The sequence below is a fragment of the Bacillus sp. FSL R5-0431 genome (assembly GCF_038002985.1).
Classification (GTDB): Bacteria; Bacillota; Bacilli; order Bacillales; family Bacillaceae; genus Bacillus.
In genome coordinates this window covers 2631332-2650276 of record NZ_JBBOOG010000001.1, presented here as the reverse complement: position 1 = coordinate 2650276, position 18945 = coordinate 2631332, and the positions used below count along the sequence as shown (strand labels likewise).

Below are 18945 nucleotides of genomic sequence, written 5' to 3'. Positions count from 1 at the left end.
TGAATATTCATTAGAAAAATGGTGGTTAAGCGCATGTCTAATAAACTGCTTCGTGGTACGTTGGTTTTAACGATAGGGACTTATCTCTCTCGTATTCTTGGTATGATTTACTTAATTCCATTTAGCGCAATGGTTGGAGCTACTGGTGGAGCGCTATTTCAATATGGATACAATCAGTATACGATCTTTTTAAGTATTGCTACGCTTGGTTTTCCAACAGCGGTATCAAAATTTGTTTCTAAATATAATGCAATCGGCGATTATGAGACAACAAGGAAAATGTTCAGGGCGGGTATGTCGGTCATGCTTGTCACCGGGATTATCGCCTTTTCTATTTTATATTTGACCGCACCGATTTTTGCCAAGATTCAGCTTGGCGGATCGAATGAAACAGGCGGTTTGACTGTCGATCAAGTGGTATATGTGATTCGGATGGTCAGTTTAGGTCTTTTGGTTGTACCTATTATGAGTCTTGTGCGGGGGTTCTTCCAAGGACACTCCATGATGGGACCGACAGCTGTTTCCCAAGTGATTGAGCAGCTTGTCAGAATCATCTTCCTATTAACTGCAACGTTTATTATTTTAAAAGTGCTTGACGGCGGGCTTGTCATCGCTGTCGGATATGCCACATTTGCAGCACTTATCGGCGCATTTGGGGGTTTATTCACGCTTTATTTATATTGGCTGAAGCGCAAGGACCGGCTCTTATCCATGCAGCCGAATACAGGTGCTTCCTCTGACTTATCTTATAAACAAATGTTTACAGAGCTGTTTAGCTATGCGGCACCGTATGTGTTTGTTGGACTTGCGATTCCAATTTATTCTTATATTGATACAAACACCATTAACAGAGCTATGATTGCATCAGGACATCAGGATATTAGTACAGCGGTATTGTCTATCGTGACGTTATATTTACCGAAGCTCGTGATGATTCCTGTGTCGCTTGCAACAGCGTTTGGCTTAACCTTAATCCCGACGATTACGGAATCATTTACAGCTCGTAACTACAAGCTTCTCAATAGACAAATTGATCAGACGATGCAGGTCATTTTATTTTTCGTACTGCCTGCTTCATTTGGTATCTCGGCATTGGCTGGACCGGTTTATTGGTTTTTCTATCCGTCCGTTCATCCTGAGATTGGGATGTCAATTTTGTTCTGGTATGCACCTGTTGCGTTATTGTTTTCCTTATTCACCATTAATGCAGCAATTTTGCAGGGAATTAACAAACAAAAATTCGCCATTGTCAGTCTGTTGTTAGGGATCATTATTAAAACGGTTCTGAACATTCCGCTAATCAGCTGGCTGCAAGGAAATGGTTCTGTGCTTGCGACTGCGTTAGGCTATAGCGCGTCCATCTTGTATATGTTTATCATGATTAAGCGCCATGCCGGCTACTCGTTCCGCAGGATTTTCAAACGATTTATTCTCATTGGTATTTTAACGGCGATTATGGCTGTTGTGGCGTATGTGACATGTCAGCTTGTGAGCCAAGTGATTTCGTATGAGGGTGGAATTGTACAAGCGGGTATCGTCATTTTGATTTCAATGATCACTGGCGGCGGTGTGTATCTGTTCTTGTCTTATAAGGTAGGATTACTTGAGCGTGTACTCGGCAGCCGTATGCCGAAATTTTTAAGAAAAAAGAGTTAAGAAGAGGTGGATATTCATGAGGCTTGATAAATTGCTTGCTAGCAGCGGCTTTGGTTCAAGAAAAGATGTGAAGAAGCTGGTCAAGGCACGGGCGGTCACAGTGAATGGAGAAGTGGCGAAGCAGGTGAAAGATCATGTTGATCCATCGAATGATGAAGTGCTCGTACACGGAGAGCGTGTAGAGTATAAAGAATTCATTTACTTAATGATGAACAAACCGGACGGGGTCATCTCAGCAACTGAAGATCTGCGGGATGAAACGGTCGTCGATTTACTAGAGCCGGAGGATATCGCAAGGGAGCCATTTCCTGTGGGGAGACTGGATAAGGATACAGTCGGTCTTCTCCTCCTCACAAATGATGGACAGCTTGCTCATCAATTACTTTCTCCAAAAAAGCATGTGCCAAAAACATATGAAGTTCATTTGAAATACCCATTAGGAGATCAAGACATCAAGCGTCTTGAAGAGGGCGTTGTCATTTTAGATGATTACCGCACGAAGCCGGCGAAGGTTGAAGTAGATGCGAATGAAAACGAAGATACACGCATCCGTTTAACGATTACTGAAGGAAAGTACCATCAAGTGAAGCTGATGGCGCAAGCAGTGGGAAATGAAGTCATCTTTTTAAAAAGGCTCTCGATGGGAGCTGTTTCTTTAGATGAAGATCTAGCGCCTGGAGAGTACCGTGAATTGACGGATGAAGAATTGGACAGCTTAATCAATCGACCATAAATGTAGAATAAAAGAAAAGAACCGGCATATCGCCGGTTCTTTCAGCGTGTAGACAAACCCTCGCATTCGGTGTCAGGTCTGCGCTCCGGTGCTCACGAATGTCAAATTCGCTCCGCTCCGGTACTCGTCCTTCCTAGACTGCAAAGGTTTTCTATCACGCTGAAAAGAAGACAAAAGGCTAAAATGAAGATCATTTTAGCCCTTTGTCAACAATCTGAAGAACCGGCATATCGCCGGTTCTTTTTGTTATATGGACAGTTCATTATAAGCTTAAGATGATATTTTCACTTTTTTTCTCGTTGTTTCCCATTTGCCTCTGCTTGGACTATGAACAAGATCGTTATAGGCAAGCACGTTTAAGTCTCTTTGAATGGTTCTAGGTGTGATCCCGAATTCATCAACCAGCTCTTGTGTCGTCACAAGACCTTTCTCTTGAATGAACATATAAACTGATTTAATTCGAGTCATCATACGGTTTGTTGAAGGTTTCAAAAAACCACTCCCTATCAATAAGATCGGATGGACTTGACTAACCACAACTTACTACACTAAAACTGCGAAATAAGGACATGCAACAATGGTAAATGTTCGTGTTTCTTAATGTTTTATTCTATTATACACGTTATTATGCATCTAGTTCCACCAAAAAGTCAACTTTACGTGTTTTTTAACTTGTCTTCATGAATCGAAACATGGTATATACCATGTTTTGAATTCGGTTACAACCCAATAGGCGTAAGGGGTATGGAGAATACCGTCACATTCAAACATCCAAAAAATAAACACAGAAAATTTACAAAATAAAAAATTCACTCATCTCAAAAAGACACATCCCTTGTTAGAATGTGCCTTTTTTGTTTCTGTTATCCTTCTAAGAAAAAGAGCTGAATGAAAAATAAAATGGCAAAGATGAGAACAAGTACATGTACTTCTCTCCATTTCCCTTTTGCCAGTTTCACAAGGGGATATGAGATAAATCCAAGTGAAATTCCTGTAGAAATACTAGATGTCAGCGGCATGGAAAGGATCACAAGAAAAGCAGGGAATGCTTCGTCTAGCTCGTTCCAGCGAATGCGTGACACTGAGTTCATCATCAAGCACCCGACAATGATGAGAACAGGTGATGTGATGGATGGTAAAGAAGAAATGGCTTGAACGAGCGGGCCGAAAAACAATGCCACAATAAACAGTGCAGCGACCGTTAAAGACGTTAGTCCAGTTCTTCCGCCAGCAGCAACCCCAGATGATGATTCAATATAAGCTGTTGTTGGGCTTGTCCCAAACATAGAACCTATCGTCGTTGCAGCAGAGTCAGCGAGCAGGGCTCTGCGTACCTTTGGCAGCTGGCCTTTTTTCATGAGTCCTGCTTGTTCAGCCACTCCGATCATTGTGCCCGTTGTATCAAAAATCGTCACTAGTAAGAAGGAGAAGACGACAGCATATAAATGATGAGAGAATACATCGCCAAAAGCAGCGAATGGATTTGTAATCAGCATGCCTTCGGGTAGTGCAGGGATATCCATCAGCATTTTAGGGAAATGAAGCTGGCCTGTTACGAGCGCAATCAGTGTCGTCGCTAACATGCCGATAAACAGAGCGCCATTTATTTGAAGAACCATTAAAATAACAGAGATCATTAAGCCGACAAGCGTTAATATGACAACAGGCGAGTTTAAGTTGCCAAGCTTCACTAGATTTTCAGGGTCAGCTGCGATAATCCCAGACTGACGGAGGCCGATAAATGCAATGAAAAGCCCGATTCCTGCTGTAATGCCGTACTTTAAATTATCTGGAATGGCTTGAATCAGTTGTTTTCTAAGGGATGTTAACGATAAAATAATAAAGAGTATACCAGCAACAAATACCGCACTGAACGCTGTTTGATAGCTGATGCCGCCACCACCGACAACTGTAAAGGTGAAATAGACATTCAGCCCCATGCCTGGTGCAATAGCAATCGGATAGTTTGCAAATAGTGCCATCCAGAGCGTACCGACGACAGCAGCGATAATTGTTGCAGTAAAGACTTGGTCAAAAGGAATGCCTGCTTTTGAAAGAATTCCTGGGTTAACGGCAACAATATATACCATGGTAAAGAATGTCGTCATACCAGCGATTAATTCTCTCTTTATGTTGGTTTGGTTTTCTTTTAACTGAAACATAAAATCCTCCATTTACGAACATTATTACAAAACAATTAATATAATATTCGTTTTAAGGATGGATTGCAACCTTTTTTCAAGGAGGAATGGAAAAATGAATTGGGAAGCTGAAGTGATACGAAAAAAAGACGACTTAATTAAGGACACACAATCTTTTTTGCAAATTGAAAGCGTCCTTGATGAAGAAGGTGGAAAAGAAGGAAAGCCATTTGGTGAAAAAGTCGATCAGGCCCTTCAGTATATGCTGAAAAAAGGGGAAGACGAAGGATTCACAGTCAAGAATGTCGATGGCTATGCAGGTCATATTGAATATGGAGAAGGCGAAGACATTGTAGGTGTGCTATGCCATGTGGACGTTGTGCCTGCTGGTGACGGCTGGACAACCCCGCCATTTTCAGCGGACATAAGAGAAAATAAAATATTTGCACGAGGGGCCATTGATGATAAAGGTCCAACCATGGCGGCTTTCTACGCGCTAAAGATGATAAAAGATACAGGGATGAAGCTGTCAAAAAAGATTCGAATGATCATTGGAACGGATGAAGAAAGTGATTGGCGCTGTGTGGACCATTATTTCAAGCATGAGGCGATGCCGCAAATTGGATTTGCGCCAGATGCCGATTTTCCGATTATTCATGCTGAAAAAGGGATCATTGATGCCATCGTGTCATTTACATATCAACATACAGAAAATCATCAGCGCTATACGCTCAAGCAATTCACATCGGGTATGCGGCTGAATATGGTGCCGGATGAGGCAGCTGCCACTGTGACAGCTGCACAAGATCACGATGCTGAATCATTAAAAACAGCTTTTGAAGCTTATCTTGCTCACAATCATTTATCAGGTGAGGTAAAGAAAGCAGCGGACGGACTGCATCTCACATTAAAAGGTGAATCAGTTCATGCCATGGAGCCGGCGCATGGCATCAATGCGGGCATTCATATGGCCAATTTCCTATGTGGACAAGAGTTAGATGAAGACGGGCTTGCTTTTACCTCCCAAATCAACGCTTTATTTGATCAGGATACAAGAGGGAAAAAGCTGGGGATTGCTTGTAAAGATGAGATTAGCGGAGATTTGACTTTAAATGTTGGAACGATCCGCTATACACAAAACGAGGAAGCGAAGCTAGGGTTAAATGTCCGCTATCCAGTGACAGCAGACGGCAAGGACGTTAAAAAAGGGATCGAAGGCATCAAAGGGGCCATCCTTCTGAAATTTGACGACAGCCCTCCGCATCACGTCTCAAAAGATCATCCGCTTGTGAAAACATTGCAGCGGGTATATGAGGAACAAACGGGAGATCCAGCTAATCTGATTGCGATTGGTGGAGGAACGTATGCGAGATCTTTAGAAGCGGGCGTTGCCTTTGGACCTCTATTCCCTGGCAGACCAGATTGCGCACACCAGAAGGATGAATATATCGAAATCGATGATCTACTAAGAGCAACCGCTCTATATGCACAAGCCATGTATGAATTGGCAAAATAGAAAAAGAGAAGAGGGGATTCACAGTGAAAAAAATGTTCTTATGCTCTTCATTCAAAGACAGCTATTCTCTCTTATCTGACTTTGCGGGTGAATCATTAAAAGGAAAACGCGTGACGTTTTTTCCAACAGCCAGTGCTGTGGAAGAAGTCACGCACTATGTGGAGGCAGCGAAAGAAGCCTTTCATCAACTAGGTATGCATCTAGAGACCGTTCAGATAGCTGAGCAGTCTACTGAAGAAATCACAAAGATGATGGAACAAAATGATGTGATGTACGTATCAGGAGGCAACACCTTCTATTTGCTGCAGGAATTAAGAAAGCATCGTCTTGATGACGTGCTGAAAGAAGAAATCAATAAAGGCAAGCTGTACATCGGAGAGTCCGCAGGGAGTATCATCATGGCACCAAGCATTGAATATATCTCCGTGATGGATGATCGGCAGAAGGCAGCAGAACTTTCATCATGTCAAGGATTCAATGAGATAAGCTACTATCCGGTACCGCATATGTACAATACCTATTTAGGCGAGGCTGCGCAGCAAATCATGGAACAGTTTGAGCAGACGCTCGATTTATGCCCGCTTACTGATGAGCAGGTTTTACTCATCACAGGGGAGCAGGCTGAGGTGAAGTCCGACAAATCGTCCTAACCTTGAAACGAAGAAAAAGGAACAGGGATTCATGACCCTGTTCCTTTTTTTTAATCTTGAAAAACATCACTTGATAAGTATCGTTCGCCTGTATCTGCTGTCATACAGATCACGATTTGTTCTGCCGGCAGTTGCTTGGCTGTTTCAATCGCAGCATAGCAGGCTGCACCAGATGATGGACCAACTAAAATTCCTTCAAGCCGGGCAAGCTGACGTGTGATGGTGTACGCATCTCCATCGCTTACTTGCACGATCTCATCATAGACATGCTCGTTTAAAATATGGGGAATAAATCCTGGGCTTGTGCCAACAAGTTTATGTTTGCCAGGTTTCCCGCCAGATAAGACTGGAGATCCCTTCGGCTCTGCCACACGTATGGTCAAATGAGGGAATGCCTTCTTTAATTCCTCTCCGGTGCCTGTAATGGTTCCGCCAGTTCCTGCTGTTGCGACAAAGGCTCCAAGGGGCTTTCCAAGTTGTTTGACAGCTTCCATGATTTCAACAGCCGTTGTGCCTCTATGTGCATCTGGGTTCGCCCCATTATCAAATTGCATCGGGATAAAGCTATGAGGAATTTGAGACGCCAGTTCCTCTGCCTTGCGAATACAGCCTGGCATTTTTTCTTCTCCTGGGGTTAAAACGACCTGCGCCCCATAAGCCTTCAAAATATTGATTCTTTCCTTTGTCATCGTATCTGGCATGACAAGGATGGCTTTATAGCCTCTTGCTGCTGCGTTCATGGCTAAACCAATCCCTGTATTCCCACTCGTTGGTTCAATAATTGTCGCTCCTTTTGTAAGCTTTCCTTGCCTTTCAGCCTCGACGATCATATTGTAAGCAGCGCGGTCCTTCACACTGCCGCTAGGATTAAATGATTCCAGCTTTAAATAAACAGCTGCCGCATTGTCTGGCTGAAGCCGCTGTAATTTAACAAGTGGTGTATCGCCAATCAGCTCAGCTATATTTTGTGCAACCTTCATCATGTGACACCCTTTCTTCTCATTCCGCATTTCTTTAGTTATACTATCATCAATGGGGATTCGTAAAGTTTGTTAAAAAAGGACAGGTGATATTGTGGCAGAAAACCGTCATTATTTTATAGGGATTCACATCCCTGAACAACTTGCGCATCAAATCAAAAAAGACATGGATCTAAGGAGCGGACTATCCTTTCAAAAGTGGACAGCACCAGATGATTATCATGTGACCCTGATCTTTTTAGGTGCCATTCCAGATGAGCGTTTAAAAAAGATCATCGAGCTGCTTGATATCCTTTCAAATGAAGCCGCTGCATTTTCACTAGAGCTGAATGAGGTAGGACAGTTTGGCATGAAGGAGCGCCCGAGAGTCTTTTTTGCAAAACCTAATGAAAGTGAACCGCTCATGCAATTAAGAGAAAAGGTGAAAGAAGCCGTATTGTCAGCAGGACATCCTGTTGAAAAGAGACCGTTTCATCCGCATATGACGATTGCGCGAAAATGGAACGCGGATTACTCTTTTGCAGAACAAGCGCCTTTACGCAAAGAGCCATACGTGATAGAGGTTTCTTGTATGACTCTATTTGAAATACGTCCGAAAGAAACCCCGCGTTATCACGCAATCAAACAATTTGCACTACATAAATGATTCTAAAAGTTGGAGTGAGCAGCAGATGGCGCAAATTATCAAAATTCAAGATTATATATCACGATATGAACAAGACCCGCATCACTACATCAATCAATTCATTCGATTGAAAAAGCAAAGGTGGGACGAGTTAAAAAAGGCTTCAAAACAGGAGGCGCAGCATTCATTTGACCAAATCTCTGAACAAGTGCCTGAACAAGAGGAAGAAAAGAGAAAGAAATTCTCCTTAAAAAGAAAGCAAAAAGCAGCCGATATGAAAAAGGAACGGGACCTGAGTCTTTTTAACGAGCCGACAGATATAGAGCAAGGTGTCTTTACAAACGTTCCTACCGATGAAACGAAGCTCATTCATTTTTTTAAGGATCATCTATACGATGTTCAATTAAAATGGGCGAGCTCGACGATTTCCCACATTTCAACCGTCTCCCATCATATTCGGTATGATGAAAAGCTGCGTATGCTTGCTAGGCAGCTTCCGGATTCATATTTTGTGATGTATAAGCCGGTGCTGCTCATTCAAAAAGCAGAGATGGAATTATGTTCAGTACTTATTACGCCGCTGGAAGTGATTTGTTTATCCTTCTTAGAGGCAGAGCCTGACAGCGTATATATCGGAACGAAGGAACGTTTTTGGGAAAAGCGGGCGAATGGGAAAGCTGTTCAGTCCGTTTTGAATCCTTGCGCAAGCCTTCTGCGCTCTGGCACCGTCGTGTCAAAGATCTTACAGCAAAGCGGTGTCGATCTTCCTGTGAAAAAAATCCTGATCAGCAGAACCTCTTATATTGACTTACCGGAAGTTCCATACGGGATGGAGGTTGTCGATAAGAAGAAGGCGGAAGATTGGTTTGAAAAGCAGCGGAAAAATACCGCGCCGACAAAGCATCAGCAATTTAAGGCGACAAAGGCATTGCTTGCTTATGGTGAATCAGACAGCAAAAGAAGGCAGGAATGGCTCGATTAAAGGCATAATGGAAGGTCACGAAAAATGAGACCTGAGTGGAGCTAATATATGAATGAATGGTACTTTATCGTTAATCCAGCAGCAGGACATGGAAAAGGACTTCGTACATGGAGGAGCATAGAGAAAGAATTACAAAAGGTGGAGATCTCTTATCGATCGTTTCTCACCCAGCATGAAGGCCATGCAGAAGTATTGGCAAGACAAATTAGCGCCATGCAAGATGACAGGCTGAAGCGCCTGATTGTCATTGGCGGTGACGGCACCATTCATGAAGTCCTGAATGGCTTAAAGGAAATGGATCATGTGCAGTTAAGCTTTGTTCCCGCCGGTCATTGGAATGATGCGGCGAAGGGCCTCGGCATCCATCGTCAGGATGTCCTAAAAGAAGTGAGAAAGCAAAAGAGAATGCTCACCAAAACATTTTCTCTCGGCTCCTTTCAAGATCATGCAGAAAGCCCGCAATCCGTTCTCTTTCTCAATCATATCGGTGCTGGGTTTGATGCGCATGTGCTAAGGAAAACAGTGCATTTCAGAGGAAAAAAGTGGCTGAAACGGCTGGGGCTTGGGTTTATCATCTACCCGCTGTCATTTCTCCATTCTTTATGGTCCTTTAAGCCGTTTGACCTTGCGCTGTTTATTGAAAATGAGAAGAAGGTCTTTCGCCAAGTGTGGTTTGTGATTGTATGCAATCACCCCTATTACGGAGGCGGGCTGGAAGCAGCACCGGAAGTGAGCGCGAGGCAGCCAGGCTTTCAAACGATCGTTGTCACGGATTTGAATCCATTCAAAGTGCTCTTGTTTTTAAGTGCGATGGTGTTTCGAAAGCATCTTGGAATGAAGGGCGTTACCCTGTATCAGCACGAGGAAGCGTACTTGGAGGCAGATGCAAAAATCTTATTTCATGCAGATGGAGAAGTGATCGGCGCAACGCCTGTCTTTGTGAAGGCGAGTGAGCGCTCCTTAAAATTACGTGCTTAAATGGCTTCTCGTGAATGCCCTAGTCAAAAAACCATGAAAAAAGCCTTCCTTTTCATAAGGTTCTTGTCCTGATTTTCTAGTTTTGCTTGACGAGTATAAGAAGGTAACGATAAAATCTATAGGACGGCTATTGTTTAGCATCTCATTCTCAATAGCTGTCCTTTTTGTTTTTATGATCATATAAATAAAAAAGAAACAGCCAATTGATCTTCAATCGGCTGAATTTTGTCGACTAAAAAAGCAAGATTTAAAATATTTTAAGAAATGATGGGTTGAAAATTGATATGAACTGGTTGGGACAAATATTAGGTAGCGAATGGCACATCTCTCCTGCTGGAGGCGCTACGGGAGATGCGTACTTCGCAACACACAATGACCAAAAGCTATTTTTAAAACGCAATACGTCACCGTTTCTTGCGGTTTTGTCAGCTGAAGGCATTGTGCCGAAGCTTGTCTGGACAAAACGAATGGAAAATGGGGATGTCATCACTGCGCAGCACTGGCTGAGCGGCAGAGAGCTGAAGCCAAAGGACATGAATGACCGTCCTGTAGCAGAGCAGCTAAGAAAAATTCATACATCTAAAGAATTGCTTGATATGCTGAAAAGATTAGAGAAGCACGCTCTACACCCAGAATCCATTCTGAAGCATTTAAAACAGTCCATATTAAAAGAGCAAATCGATTCACAAGACATTACACGTGCCATCCAGTACTTAGAGAAGCATGTGGAGGCAGTCCAATTTGAGGACAAGGTCGTGTGTCATTGTGACCTCAATCATAATAATTGGCTGCTGACAGATGAAAATCAGCTTTACTTGATCGATTGGGATGGGGCGATGATTGCTGACCCAGCCATTGATCTTGGACCACTTTTATACCATTATGTTGAAGAAGAGAACTGGGAAAGCTGGCTCTCGATGTACGGTGCCCCGCTGACGGACAATTTGCGAAAACGCATGGATTGGTACGTCCTCGCTGAAACCGTATCGTTTGTCGTGTGGCATAAAAGAAAAGGAAATGAAAAAGCGCAGCAAGAAGTGCAAGCGGAGCTGAGCGCACTCTTAAAGCGGTTAAACATCCATTAAGACATAGGAATATTCTCGACCCACTCTGACAAATGCGATTGATGCTCCTCGATATGTGCATCAATTGAACTGACAGAAGTGCCCTTTTGGCTGTAATCATAAATATCTGTTAATAATTGACGAATGTCGGCATCAAGGTCTTCTTTTGCCAGCATTAATTGAATCACACGTCCCACCTGTTCATATTCTGCAACAGTCCCGCAGCAATCCAACTGGTGATCGGTTAAAATATCTTTGATTAATTGAAGCTGATGTTGACGGTTTAATCCCATACGTATGCTCCTTTTCTGCGTGTCATTTATGTGGTTAAACTGTGCATTCATCGCCCAATTTATACATGCGGCAGACCAGCTCAAGCGAAGGGCTGGTCTTTTTCATATGCGCATAAAGATGCTGTCTTGCGGGTCTTTATGTTTCATGGTATCTTGATAAAATGTAAAGAAAATAGAGGTGTATCAAATTGAGAATGCGACATAAACCATGGGCGGATGATTACTTAGCTGAAAATGCTCATATTGCCTTAGCTAGCCCCGAGCAATATAAAGGGAAATGGCATGAGCTGTTTGGAAATGATCATCCAATCCATATCGAAGTTGGGACAGGAAAAGGGAGCTTTATCGCTGGAATGGGCAAGCTTCATCCTGATATCAACTATATTGGCATTGAATTATTTAAAAGTGTCATTGTGACAGCAGTAGATAAAATCAAAGAGACAGACGTTGAAAATGTAAAGCTTTTGAACATTAATGCTGAAACGCTGACAGATGTGTTTGCGGAAAATGAAATTGACCGGGTGTATTTGAATTTCTCTGATCCGTGGCCAAAAGCAAGGCATGAAAAGCGCAGATTAACGTTTAAGGCCTTTTTAGAGCGATATGAACATATTCTCCGTCCAGGTGGTGAATTGCATTTCAAAACAGATAACCGCGGATTATTTGAATATTCCTTAAAGAGTTTTTCTGCATATGGCCTTCTTTTAACGTATGTAAGCTTAGATTTACATAAGGACGGATTAGAAGGAAATGTGATGACTGAATACGAAGAAAAATTCTCGTCTATGGGACAACCCATCTATCGATCAGAAGTAAAATTTCCAGATTAACAAGTGACATCAAGCTGGCTGCAAAGAAAAATTGCAGTCAGCTTTTTTCATGAAAAGATTGATGCATGCGATTTTCAGCTGTATTTGCTACGATAGAAAAAGGAGGGATGACAGCAATGGAGACAATGAAAATAGGTGACATGGAACTGTTCTGGTTAAATGGGGGAGATACACACATGGACGGCGGTGCGATGTTCGGTGTAGTGCCAAAGCCGTTATGGTCAAAAAAATACCCGGTGAACGATCGCAATCAAATTGAACTGCGGTGTGATCCGATCCTCATTCGGTGGAATGGTCTTCATTTATTAGTGGATTCCGGCATCGGATCAGGGAAGCTGACAGATAAACAAAAACGAAATTACGGCGTAACAGAAGAGACGAAATTGGAACAATCGCTAGCGGCACTCGGCCTGCAACCAGCTGATATTGATTACGTTTTAATGACACACCTTCACTTCGATCATGCAAGCGGGCTGACAAAACGTGAGGGAGAAGAGCTCGTGTCTGTTTTTCCGCAGGCAAAAATCATCACATCCAAAATCGAATGGGATGAAATGAGGGCGCCTAACATCCGCTCAAGAAATACATATTGGAAAGAAAACTGGGAGCCTATAGCAAATCAAGTGGTGCCATTTGAAGAAAGCATCGAAGTAACAAAAGGCATTGGGCTACATCATACAGGCGGTCATAGCAATGGCCATAGCATCTTAACGCTCACAAGTCAGGGCGAAACAGCGATTCATTTGGCTGATATCATGCCAACACACGCTCATAAAAATCCATTATGGGTCTTGGCTTATGATGATTACCCAATGACTTCGATTCCAGCTAAGCAAAAATGGCAGGCATTTGCAGAAGAAAAAAATGCGTGGTACTTGTTTTATCATGATGCGATTTACCGCGCTGTAAAGTGGGATGAAGACGGGCAAATCACACATGAAGTTAAAAGAGAAACAGGAAGATAAAAGATCATCTGCATGTTTTTTCACCTTTCACACAAAATAACGACAAAATGAACTTGTGAAAGGAAGAGTGCAGGTGAACCAATTTTATCGTGTACATGGTGATGTCATTGAAACACCATTAAGAGGGATGGAAGTCATGTCCGTCCCTTATTTAAACAAAGGGGTTGCATTTACTAAGGAAGAGCGGGAAGAGCTTGGTTTAAAGGGATTTCTACCGCCTAAGGTTTTAACATTAGAGGATCAGGCAAAGCGTGCATATGAGCAGTTCAAGGCACAGCCGGATGAACTGGGGAAAAATGTGTATTTAACATCACTTCATGACAGAAACGAAGTGCTTTTTTACAAATTACTGAATGAGCACTTGGCGGAGATGCTGCCGATTGTCTACACGCCGACTGTTGGAACAGCCATTCAGCGTTATAGCCACGAGTATCGAAAGCCAAGGGGGCTTTATTTATCGATTGATGATTTGGAAGGCATGGAAGAGATTTTTGCCTCTTACGGTGTTGATGAATCAATTGACTTAATCGTTGCGACAGATGCAGAAGGCATTTTAGGTATTGGAGACTGGGGTGTTGGCGGTATTGCCATTTCAGTCGGGAAACTTGCTGTTTATACAGCCGCAGCAGGCATTGATCCTAGCCGCGTGCTGGCCGTTGTGCTTGATGCCGGGACGAACCAGGAAAGTCTCTTGAATGATCCGCTTTATGTTGGAAATCAGCATTCTCGCGTTCGAGGAGAACGTTATGATCGGTTCATTGATCAATATGTAGAGCTTGCCCGCGCAACTTTTCCAAATGCACTCCTTCACTGGGAAGACTTTGGGACAAAAAATGCCCGAGCCATATTGGAAAAATATAAGGAACGTATTTGTACATTTAATGATGACATTCAAGGTACTGGAGCTGTTTCACTTGCTGCGGTTCTGGCATGTGCAAAAGCTTCGAAGGTTCCGCTGAAAGATCACCGAATCGTCATTTTCGGAGCGGGTACGGCAGGGATTGGCATAGCGGAGCAGATCCGTGATGCTCTCGTAAGAGACGGTGTCAAAGAAGAGGAATCATATGATCATTTCTGGTGTATTGATAAAACAGGATTGCTTACAGATGATTCGCCTGACATTCAGCCATTTCAAAAGCCATATGCAAGACGTTCTGACGAAGTAAAGGATTATGCCCGTAACGGTCCTAAGCATTCCATTGATTTATTAGAGGTCGTCAAACAGGCGAAACCAACCATCTTAATTGGCACCTCGACGGTAGGAGGAGCATTTACAGAGGAAATTGTGAAAGAAATGGCGTCACACGTGGAGCGCCCAGCCATTTTACCGATGTCGAACCCAACACCTCTTTCAGAAGCAAAGCCTGAAGATCTCATCGAGTGGACAGAAGGACGCGCCCTTGTGACAACGGGAAGCCCATTTGATCCTGTCGAATATGGCGGCGTGACATATGAAATTGGTCAGGCGAATAATGCCCTTGTGTTCCCAGGGCTTGGTCTTGGAACGATTGTGTCTAAAGCCCGCCTTATAACAGACAGCATGTTTGTTGCGAGTGCTGAAGCGATTGCCAGCATGGTCAATGTCGGAAAGCCGGGTGCAGCGATGCTGCCAAGTGTGGATCAGCTTCGAACTGTTTCAGCGACAGTGGCTGTCCGTGTGGCGCAAGCAGCGATCGATGAAGGAATTGCAGAGGAAACGCCTGAGGATCTCATTCAGGCTGTACAGGACGCCATGTGGCATCCTGTGTACAAAAAAATCAAAGCCATATAAAAAAGAAGCTTCGCAAGGACACGCCTTTGCGAAGCTTTCTTTATCAAGCCACAGAATCAATGACATCAACGATCATGCCTGTTTTGGCATCAATCATGACTTCGTACTGTTCAAGCTCGCCAAAGGCTGAGCGAGTAATGCCAGATTTGTACACATCAATCGTTTCACCATTTACGGTATACGGTTCTGGTACAGTATAAATCCAAGAGCCATCAATCGGGCCGCGCTGTTTAAAAGCAGATTTCACAATTTTTAATGCTTTTTCAGACGAGATATACGTAGGGAAAAATACTTTCTTTGCAACAATTGCAGCGGCTACGCCAATACTCGCACCAATCAGAACATGTTTTAACTTCAACGTGCTGCACCTCCGTATTGCTGTTTTTTCCATTATACAAAACTTGTCCATTGATGTTAAGGAATCCGAATACTTGAAAGCATATTCAAAATTTCTGGAGAGATACTTGGAAAACCGAAAGAATTCTTATAGTATAAAGTGAGTGTTATTTTTATAGGAATATATATGGTCATTACATAGAAACGAGGTAAACCGTAGAATGAATGAAGAAACATTGTCGCTTTTCCGAAATTTAACAGAATTACAGGGAACTCCGGGTAATGAGCACCATGTGCGTGCTTTTATGAAAAAGGAACTTGAGAAATATTCTGATGAACTCATTCAGGATCGTCTTGGCGGTGTGTTTGGCGTACGCAAGGGGCCGGAGAACACACCTAAAATTATGGTGGCTGGTCATATGGATGAAGTGGGATTCATGGTTTCATCCATTACGAAAAATGGGATGATACGTTTCCAAACACTCGGCGGCTGGTGGAGTCAAGTCATGCTGGCGCAGCGTGTGGACGTTCATACCGATCACGGGCCAATTCCTGGTGTCGTCTCTAGTACACCACCTCATCTTCTGACACCAGAACAAAAAAGCAAACCTGTGAAACCATCAGACATGCTGATTGATATTGGTGCAGACAGTGAAGAAGAGGCAAAAGAGCTTGGCGTTCGCCCAGGACAGCAAATCGTGCCCGCAACAGTCTTTACCCCAATGGCGAATCCCAAAAAGATTTTAGCGAAGGCTTGGGATAACCGCTATGGCTGCGGACTTGCGATTGAGTTATTAAAAGAAATAAAAGACGAACCCCTTTCATGTCAGCTGTATTCAGGTGCAACGGTTCAAGAAGAAGTAGGGCTTAGAGGGGCAGAGGTAGCTGCCAATATGATTCAGCCGGATCTGTTCTTTGCTTTAGATGCAAGCCCTGCTAACGATGTGACAGGTGACAAAACCCAATTCGGCCAGCTTGGAAAAGGTGCACTTCTGCGTATTTTTGATCGAACAATGATTACGCACCGCGGGATGAGAGAATTTGTGCTCGATACTGCTGAGTCAAACAGCATTCCATACCAATACTTCGTATCACCGGGTGGTACGGACGCTGGGCGTGTGCATGTGTCAAACCAAGGCGTGCCTTCTGCTGTCATTGGGGTGTGCGCTCGCTACATTCATACAAGTCATTCAGTATTGCATGTGGATGATTACGCAGCGGCAAAAGAGTTAATTGTACGCCTTGTGAAAAAATGTGATCAAAGTACAGTGGATTCTATTTATCAACAGGTGTAAATGTAATAGAAAAGGCTGCCTCTTTCATGAGAGCAGCCTTTAGTGTGTATATGTAGACAAAACCTCGCATTCATTGCCAGGTCTGCAAAGGTTTCGAAAAGAGGAAAAAAGGTTGCAGTTTCACCTTTTTTATTGCTGTTCAAACACGTAAGATAACGCCTTGATCGCTTGGTTCACGGTTTCTACAGTGATATTCGCTTTGTTTGATAGTTCCTTTAACGGATGGTGCAGTTCTTTTGGGCGGATCAAAATGAGAGGTTTTCCTTTTGCGATGGCAGCAGATGCATCCATTGCCGTGTTCCACTGTTTATATTTCTCACCAAAGCGGGCAATGACGACGTCTGCCTTGTTTAATAAGATCTCAGTACGGAAATTGTTCAAATCAGAAGCCGCATCATCTTTGAAAATGGCATTCGGCTGCTCACCTAAAATGTCCTCACCAATGTGATCTGAGCGGTCATGATTCTCCATTGGACCAACAAACGTCACCGGCAGTTTCAACGATTGGCTTTTCTCCTTGATTTCATCACGCCACTGGCTATGAATTTCTCCTGCTAAATAGACGGTTAATTGCATAACGATCTCCTCCTTTTGTACAAACTTAGTAAAGGTTTGCCCTGTTTCTTTTCATGTTACACAAGAAGTGCTTGATAAAGCAAAAAAAATATGATTATGATATTCATGGTAGAGACTATTTTTCATCGTAAGAATACTACATATAATGGGAAGGACAGGCCTCTTCGTCTTTCCTATGAGAAAGCAGGAAGACGACGTTGATGACTTATTTGAAAAGAAAGGGGATCTCCCTTTCGCCAAAAGTGTACTTCATTGATGCACTCTCTTATATGGCTTTAGGTCTATTTGCTACATTAGTGGTAGGGCTGATTTTAAAAACAGCAGGCGGTCTGTTATCACTTCCGCTCATCATCAAAATGGGAACACTTGCGATGGGGCTCATGGGACCAGCAATCGGTGTAGCCGTTGCGTATCGCTTACATGCATCTCCTTTGATCATTTTTGCAAGTGTTGTCTCAGGTGCTGCAGGAGCAGAGCTTGGTGGACCTGCTGGAAGCTTTGTCGCAGCATTAATTGGTGTGGAACTCGGCAAGCTGGTCAGTGGTGAGACAAAAATTGATATTATTTTAACGCCGCTTGTCACCATTATTACTGGCTTTTTCACCGCCGCTTTGATCGGTCCTGGGATTGAAGCCATGATGACAGGGCTTGGCAGACTCATCATGTGGGGGACTGACCAAAGTCCGCTCATCATGGGCATGCTAGTAGCGACCATTGTTGGACTTGCCCTCAGCTCACCGATTTCAAGTGCGGCGCTTGCGCTCATGCTTGACTTAAGCGGAACAGCGGCTGGTGCTGCAACGATTGGCTGCTGCGCTCAAATGGTCGGCTTTGCCGCTGCAGGCTTTAGAGAAAATCGTTTTGGCGGTCTTGCTGCTGTCGGCATTGGCACGTCAAAATTGCAGCTGCCGAACATTGTGAAAAATCCCCTTATCCTTATTCCGCCGACGATTGCGGGCCTCATTCTCGCGCCAATTGGTATTATTGGCTTTGGGATGGTCAATAATGCGGCAGGGGCAGGTATGGGAACGAGCGGCCTCGTTGGACAGCTCATGACACTGACCGTTATGGGATTTCATCCATCCGTTTTTCTGGCGATCGCTCTTTTGCATATCGTTGGCCCGGCAGTGATTAGTTTGGTAGTATCAGAATGGATGAGAAAGAAAGGCTATATACAATTCGGAGATTTAACCATACAAACTGGAGGAATGAAACATGAAAAAAATTGAATCAAACGAAGAATTACAAAAAGTGATTCAAGAAGACTTAACAGTATTGCTATTTTCAGCTGACTGGTGCCCGGACTGCACCTTTATCGAACCATTCTTGCCAGAGCTTGAAGCAAACTACCCAGAATTTGAGTACTTCTATGTGGATAGAGATCAGTTCATTGACACTTGCGCAGAGTGGGAAATTTACGGCATTCCAAGCTTTTTAGTTTTTAAAAATGGACAAGAGGTTAACCGCTTTGTCAGCAAGGATCGTAAGACGAAGGAAGAGATTGAAGCATTTTTAACAGATTCTCTTTCTAAATAATGAAAGGAGAGTCTAAAT

At 43.4% G+C, this 18945-nt stretch carries 20 protein-coding genes; 14 read left to right on the top strand and 6 right to left on the bottom strand.

Annotation, left to right across the window (positions count from 1 at the left end; all coding sequences use genetic code 11):
• The first annotated feature begins 33 nt into the window (after positions 1-33).
• Both MKZ03_RS13555 and MKZ03_RS13550 read left to right on the top strand, forming a co-directional pair.
• Positions 34-1656 (top strand): putative polysaccharide biosynthesis protein, encoded by a 1623-nt coding sequence (locus MKZ03_RS13555; protein ID WP_034665449.1) that lies wholly within the window; start codon positions 34-36, stop codon positions 1654-1656.
• Between the two features lie 16 nt (positions 1657-1672).
• Positions 1673-2389, top strand: a complete 717-nt coding sequence (locus MKZ03_RS13550; protein ID WP_034665452.1) for a pseudouridine synthase — start codon at positions 1673-1675, stop codon at positions 2387-2389.
• Positions 2390-2659: 270 nt separating this feature from the next.
• Here MKZ03_RS13550 and MKZ03_RS13545 read toward each other — a convergent pair whose 3' ends face one another.
• Entirely contained in the window at positions 2660-2881 is a 222-nt protein-coding gene (locus MKZ03_RS13545) for a DeoR family transcriptional regulator (protein WP_008356419.1), read from the bottom strand.
• A 371-nt stretch (positions 2882-3252) separates the two neighbouring features.
• A complete protein-coding gene (locus tag MKZ03_RS13540; RefSeq protein WP_034665455.1) occupies positions 3253-4551 on the bottom strand; it encodes an NCS2 family permease in 1299 nt (432 codons plus the stop codon).
• Between the two features lie 94 nt (positions 4552-4645).
• Here MKZ03_RS13540 and pepV point away from each other — a divergent pair, with 94 nt between their 5' ends.
• The gene (gene pepV, locus MKZ03_RS13535) at positions 4646-6046 is read left to right on the top strand and encodes a dipeptidase PepV (RefSeq protein ID WP_340973561.1); all 1401 of its coding nucleotides are present in this window, start codon (positions 4646-4648) and stop codon (positions 6044-6046) included.
• A gap of 23 nt (positions 6047-6069) precedes the next feature.
• Positions 6070-6696 (top strand): Type 1 glutamine amidotransferase-like domain-containing protein, encoded by a 627-nt coding sequence (locus MKZ03_RS13530; RefSeq protein ID WP_060597036.1) that lies wholly within the window; start codon positions 6070-6072, stop codon positions 6694-6696.
• Positions 6697-6746: 50 nt separating this feature from the next.
• Here MKZ03_RS13530 and cysK read toward each other — a convergent pair whose 3' ends face one another.
• The gene (cysK, locus tag MKZ03_RS13525; protein ID WP_370876264.1) at positions 6747-7676 is read right to left on the bottom strand and encodes a cysteine synthase A; all 930 of its coding nucleotides are present in this window, start codon (positions 7674-7676) and stop codon (positions 6747-6749) included.
• Between the two features lie 94 nt (positions 7677-7770).
• On the opposite strand from cysK, the gene thpR reads away from it, so the two are divergent.
• From thpR to MKZ03_RS13505, 4 genes are all read left to right on the top strand, one after another.
• A complete protein-coding gene (gene thpR / locus MKZ03_RS13520) occupies positions 7771-8322 on the top strand; it encodes an RNA 2',3'-cyclic phosphodiesterase (RefSeq protein WP_307500083.1) in 552 nt (183 codons plus the stop codon).
• Between the two features lie 25 nt (positions 8323-8347).
• Positions 8348-9283, top strand: a complete 936-nt coding sequence (locus MKZ03_RS13515; RefSeq protein WP_307500082.1) for a hypothetical protein — start codon at positions 8348-8350, stop codon at positions 9281-9283.
• A gap of 48 nt (positions 9284-9331) precedes the next feature.
• Positions 9332-10261, top strand: coding sequence for a YegS/Rv2252/BmrU family lipid kinase (locus MKZ03_RS13510; protein WP_034665473.1), 930 nt, complete (start codon positions 9332-9334; stop codon positions 10259-10261).
• Between the two features lie 284 nt (positions 10262-10545).
• Positions 10546-11346: a phosphotransferase family protein gene (locus MKZ03_RS13505; protein ID WP_170938436.1), complete on the top strand. Its 801-nt coding sequence runs from the start codon at positions 10546-10548 to the stop codon at positions 11344-11346.
• Here MKZ03_RS13505 and MKZ03_RS13500 read toward each other — a convergent pair.
• Positions 11343-11618 carry a YtzH-like family protein gene (locus MKZ03_RS13500; protein ID WP_095286138.1) on the bottom strand — a complete coding sequence of 92 codons (276 nt, stop codon included), beginning with the start codon at positions 11616-11618 and terminating at the stop codon, positions 11343-11345. The two genes, MKZ03_RS13505 and MKZ03_RS13500, sit on opposite strands and share 4 nt — an antisense overlap.
• A gap of 188 nt (positions 11619-11806) precedes the next feature.
• Between MKZ03_RS13500 and trmB the strand changes: the two genes are divergently transcribed.
• The 3 genes from trmB (at position 11807) to MKZ03_RS13485 (ending at position 15184) form a co-directional block, all read left to right on the top strand.
• Positions 11807-12448 carry a tRNA (guanosine(46)-N7)-methyltransferase TrmB gene (gene trmB, locus MKZ03_RS13495; protein WP_060597029.1) on the top strand — a complete coding sequence of 214 codons (642 nt, stop codon included), beginning with the start codon at positions 11807-11809 and terminating at the stop codon, positions 12446-12448.
• Positions 12449-12564: 116 nt separating this feature from the next.
• Entirely contained in the window at positions 12565-13413 is an 849-nt protein-coding gene (locus MKZ03_RS13490) for a YtnP family quorum-quenching lactonase (protein WP_034665483.1), read from the top strand.
• A 73-nt stretch (positions 13414-13486) separates the two neighbouring features.
• The gene (locus MKZ03_RS13485; protein ID WP_034665486.1) at positions 13487-15184 is read left to right on the top strand and encodes an NAD-dependent malic enzyme; all 1698 of its coding nucleotides are present in this window, start codon (positions 13487-13489) and stop codon (positions 15182-15184) included.
• Positions 15185-15227: 43 nt separating this feature from the next.
• Here the strand turns inward: MKZ03_RS13485 and MKZ03_RS13480 are convergent, their stop codons facing one another.
• A complete protein-coding gene (locus tag MKZ03_RS13480) occupies positions 15228-15542 on the bottom strand; it encodes a PepSY domain-containing protein (RefSeq protein WP_003217759.1) in 315 nt (104 codons plus the stop codon).
• Positions 15543-15741: 199 nt separating this feature from the next.
• On the opposite strand from MKZ03_RS13480, the gene MKZ03_RS13475 reads away from it, so the two are divergent.
• Positions 15742-16815, top strand: a complete 1074-nt coding sequence (locus MKZ03_RS13475) for a M42 family metallopeptidase (RefSeq protein WP_307500078.1) — start codon at positions 15742-15744, stop codon at positions 16813-16815.
• Positions 16816-16944: 129 nt separating this feature from the next.
• Here MKZ03_RS13475 and MKZ03_RS13470 read toward each other — a convergent pair whose 3' ends face one another.
• Complete coding sequence (locus MKZ03_RS13470; RefSeq protein ID WP_003217634.1) at positions 16945-17391, bottom strand: YtoQ family protein; 447 nt, start codon at positions 17389-17391, stop codon at positions 16945-16947.
• Between the two features lie 200 nt (positions 17392-17591).
• Here MKZ03_RS13470 and MKZ03_RS13465 point away from each other — a divergent pair, with 200 nt between their 5' ends.
• Together MKZ03_RS13465 and MKZ03_RS13460 are read left to right on the top strand one after the other, a co-directional pair.
• On the top strand, positions 17592-18620 hold the full coding sequence (locus MKZ03_RS13465; RefSeq protein WP_307500077.1) for a PTS transporter subunit IIC: 1029 nt from the start codon (positions 17592-17594) through the stop codon (positions 18618-18620).
• Positions 18607-18927, top strand: a complete 321-nt coding sequence (locus MKZ03_RS13460; RefSeq protein WP_034665496.1) for a thioredoxin family protein — start codon at positions 18607-18609, stop codon at positions 18925-18927. The genes MKZ03_RS13465 and MKZ03_RS13460 overlap by 14 nt, the downstream gene beginning before the upstream one ends.
• Positions 18928-18945 lie beyond the last annotated feature (18 nt).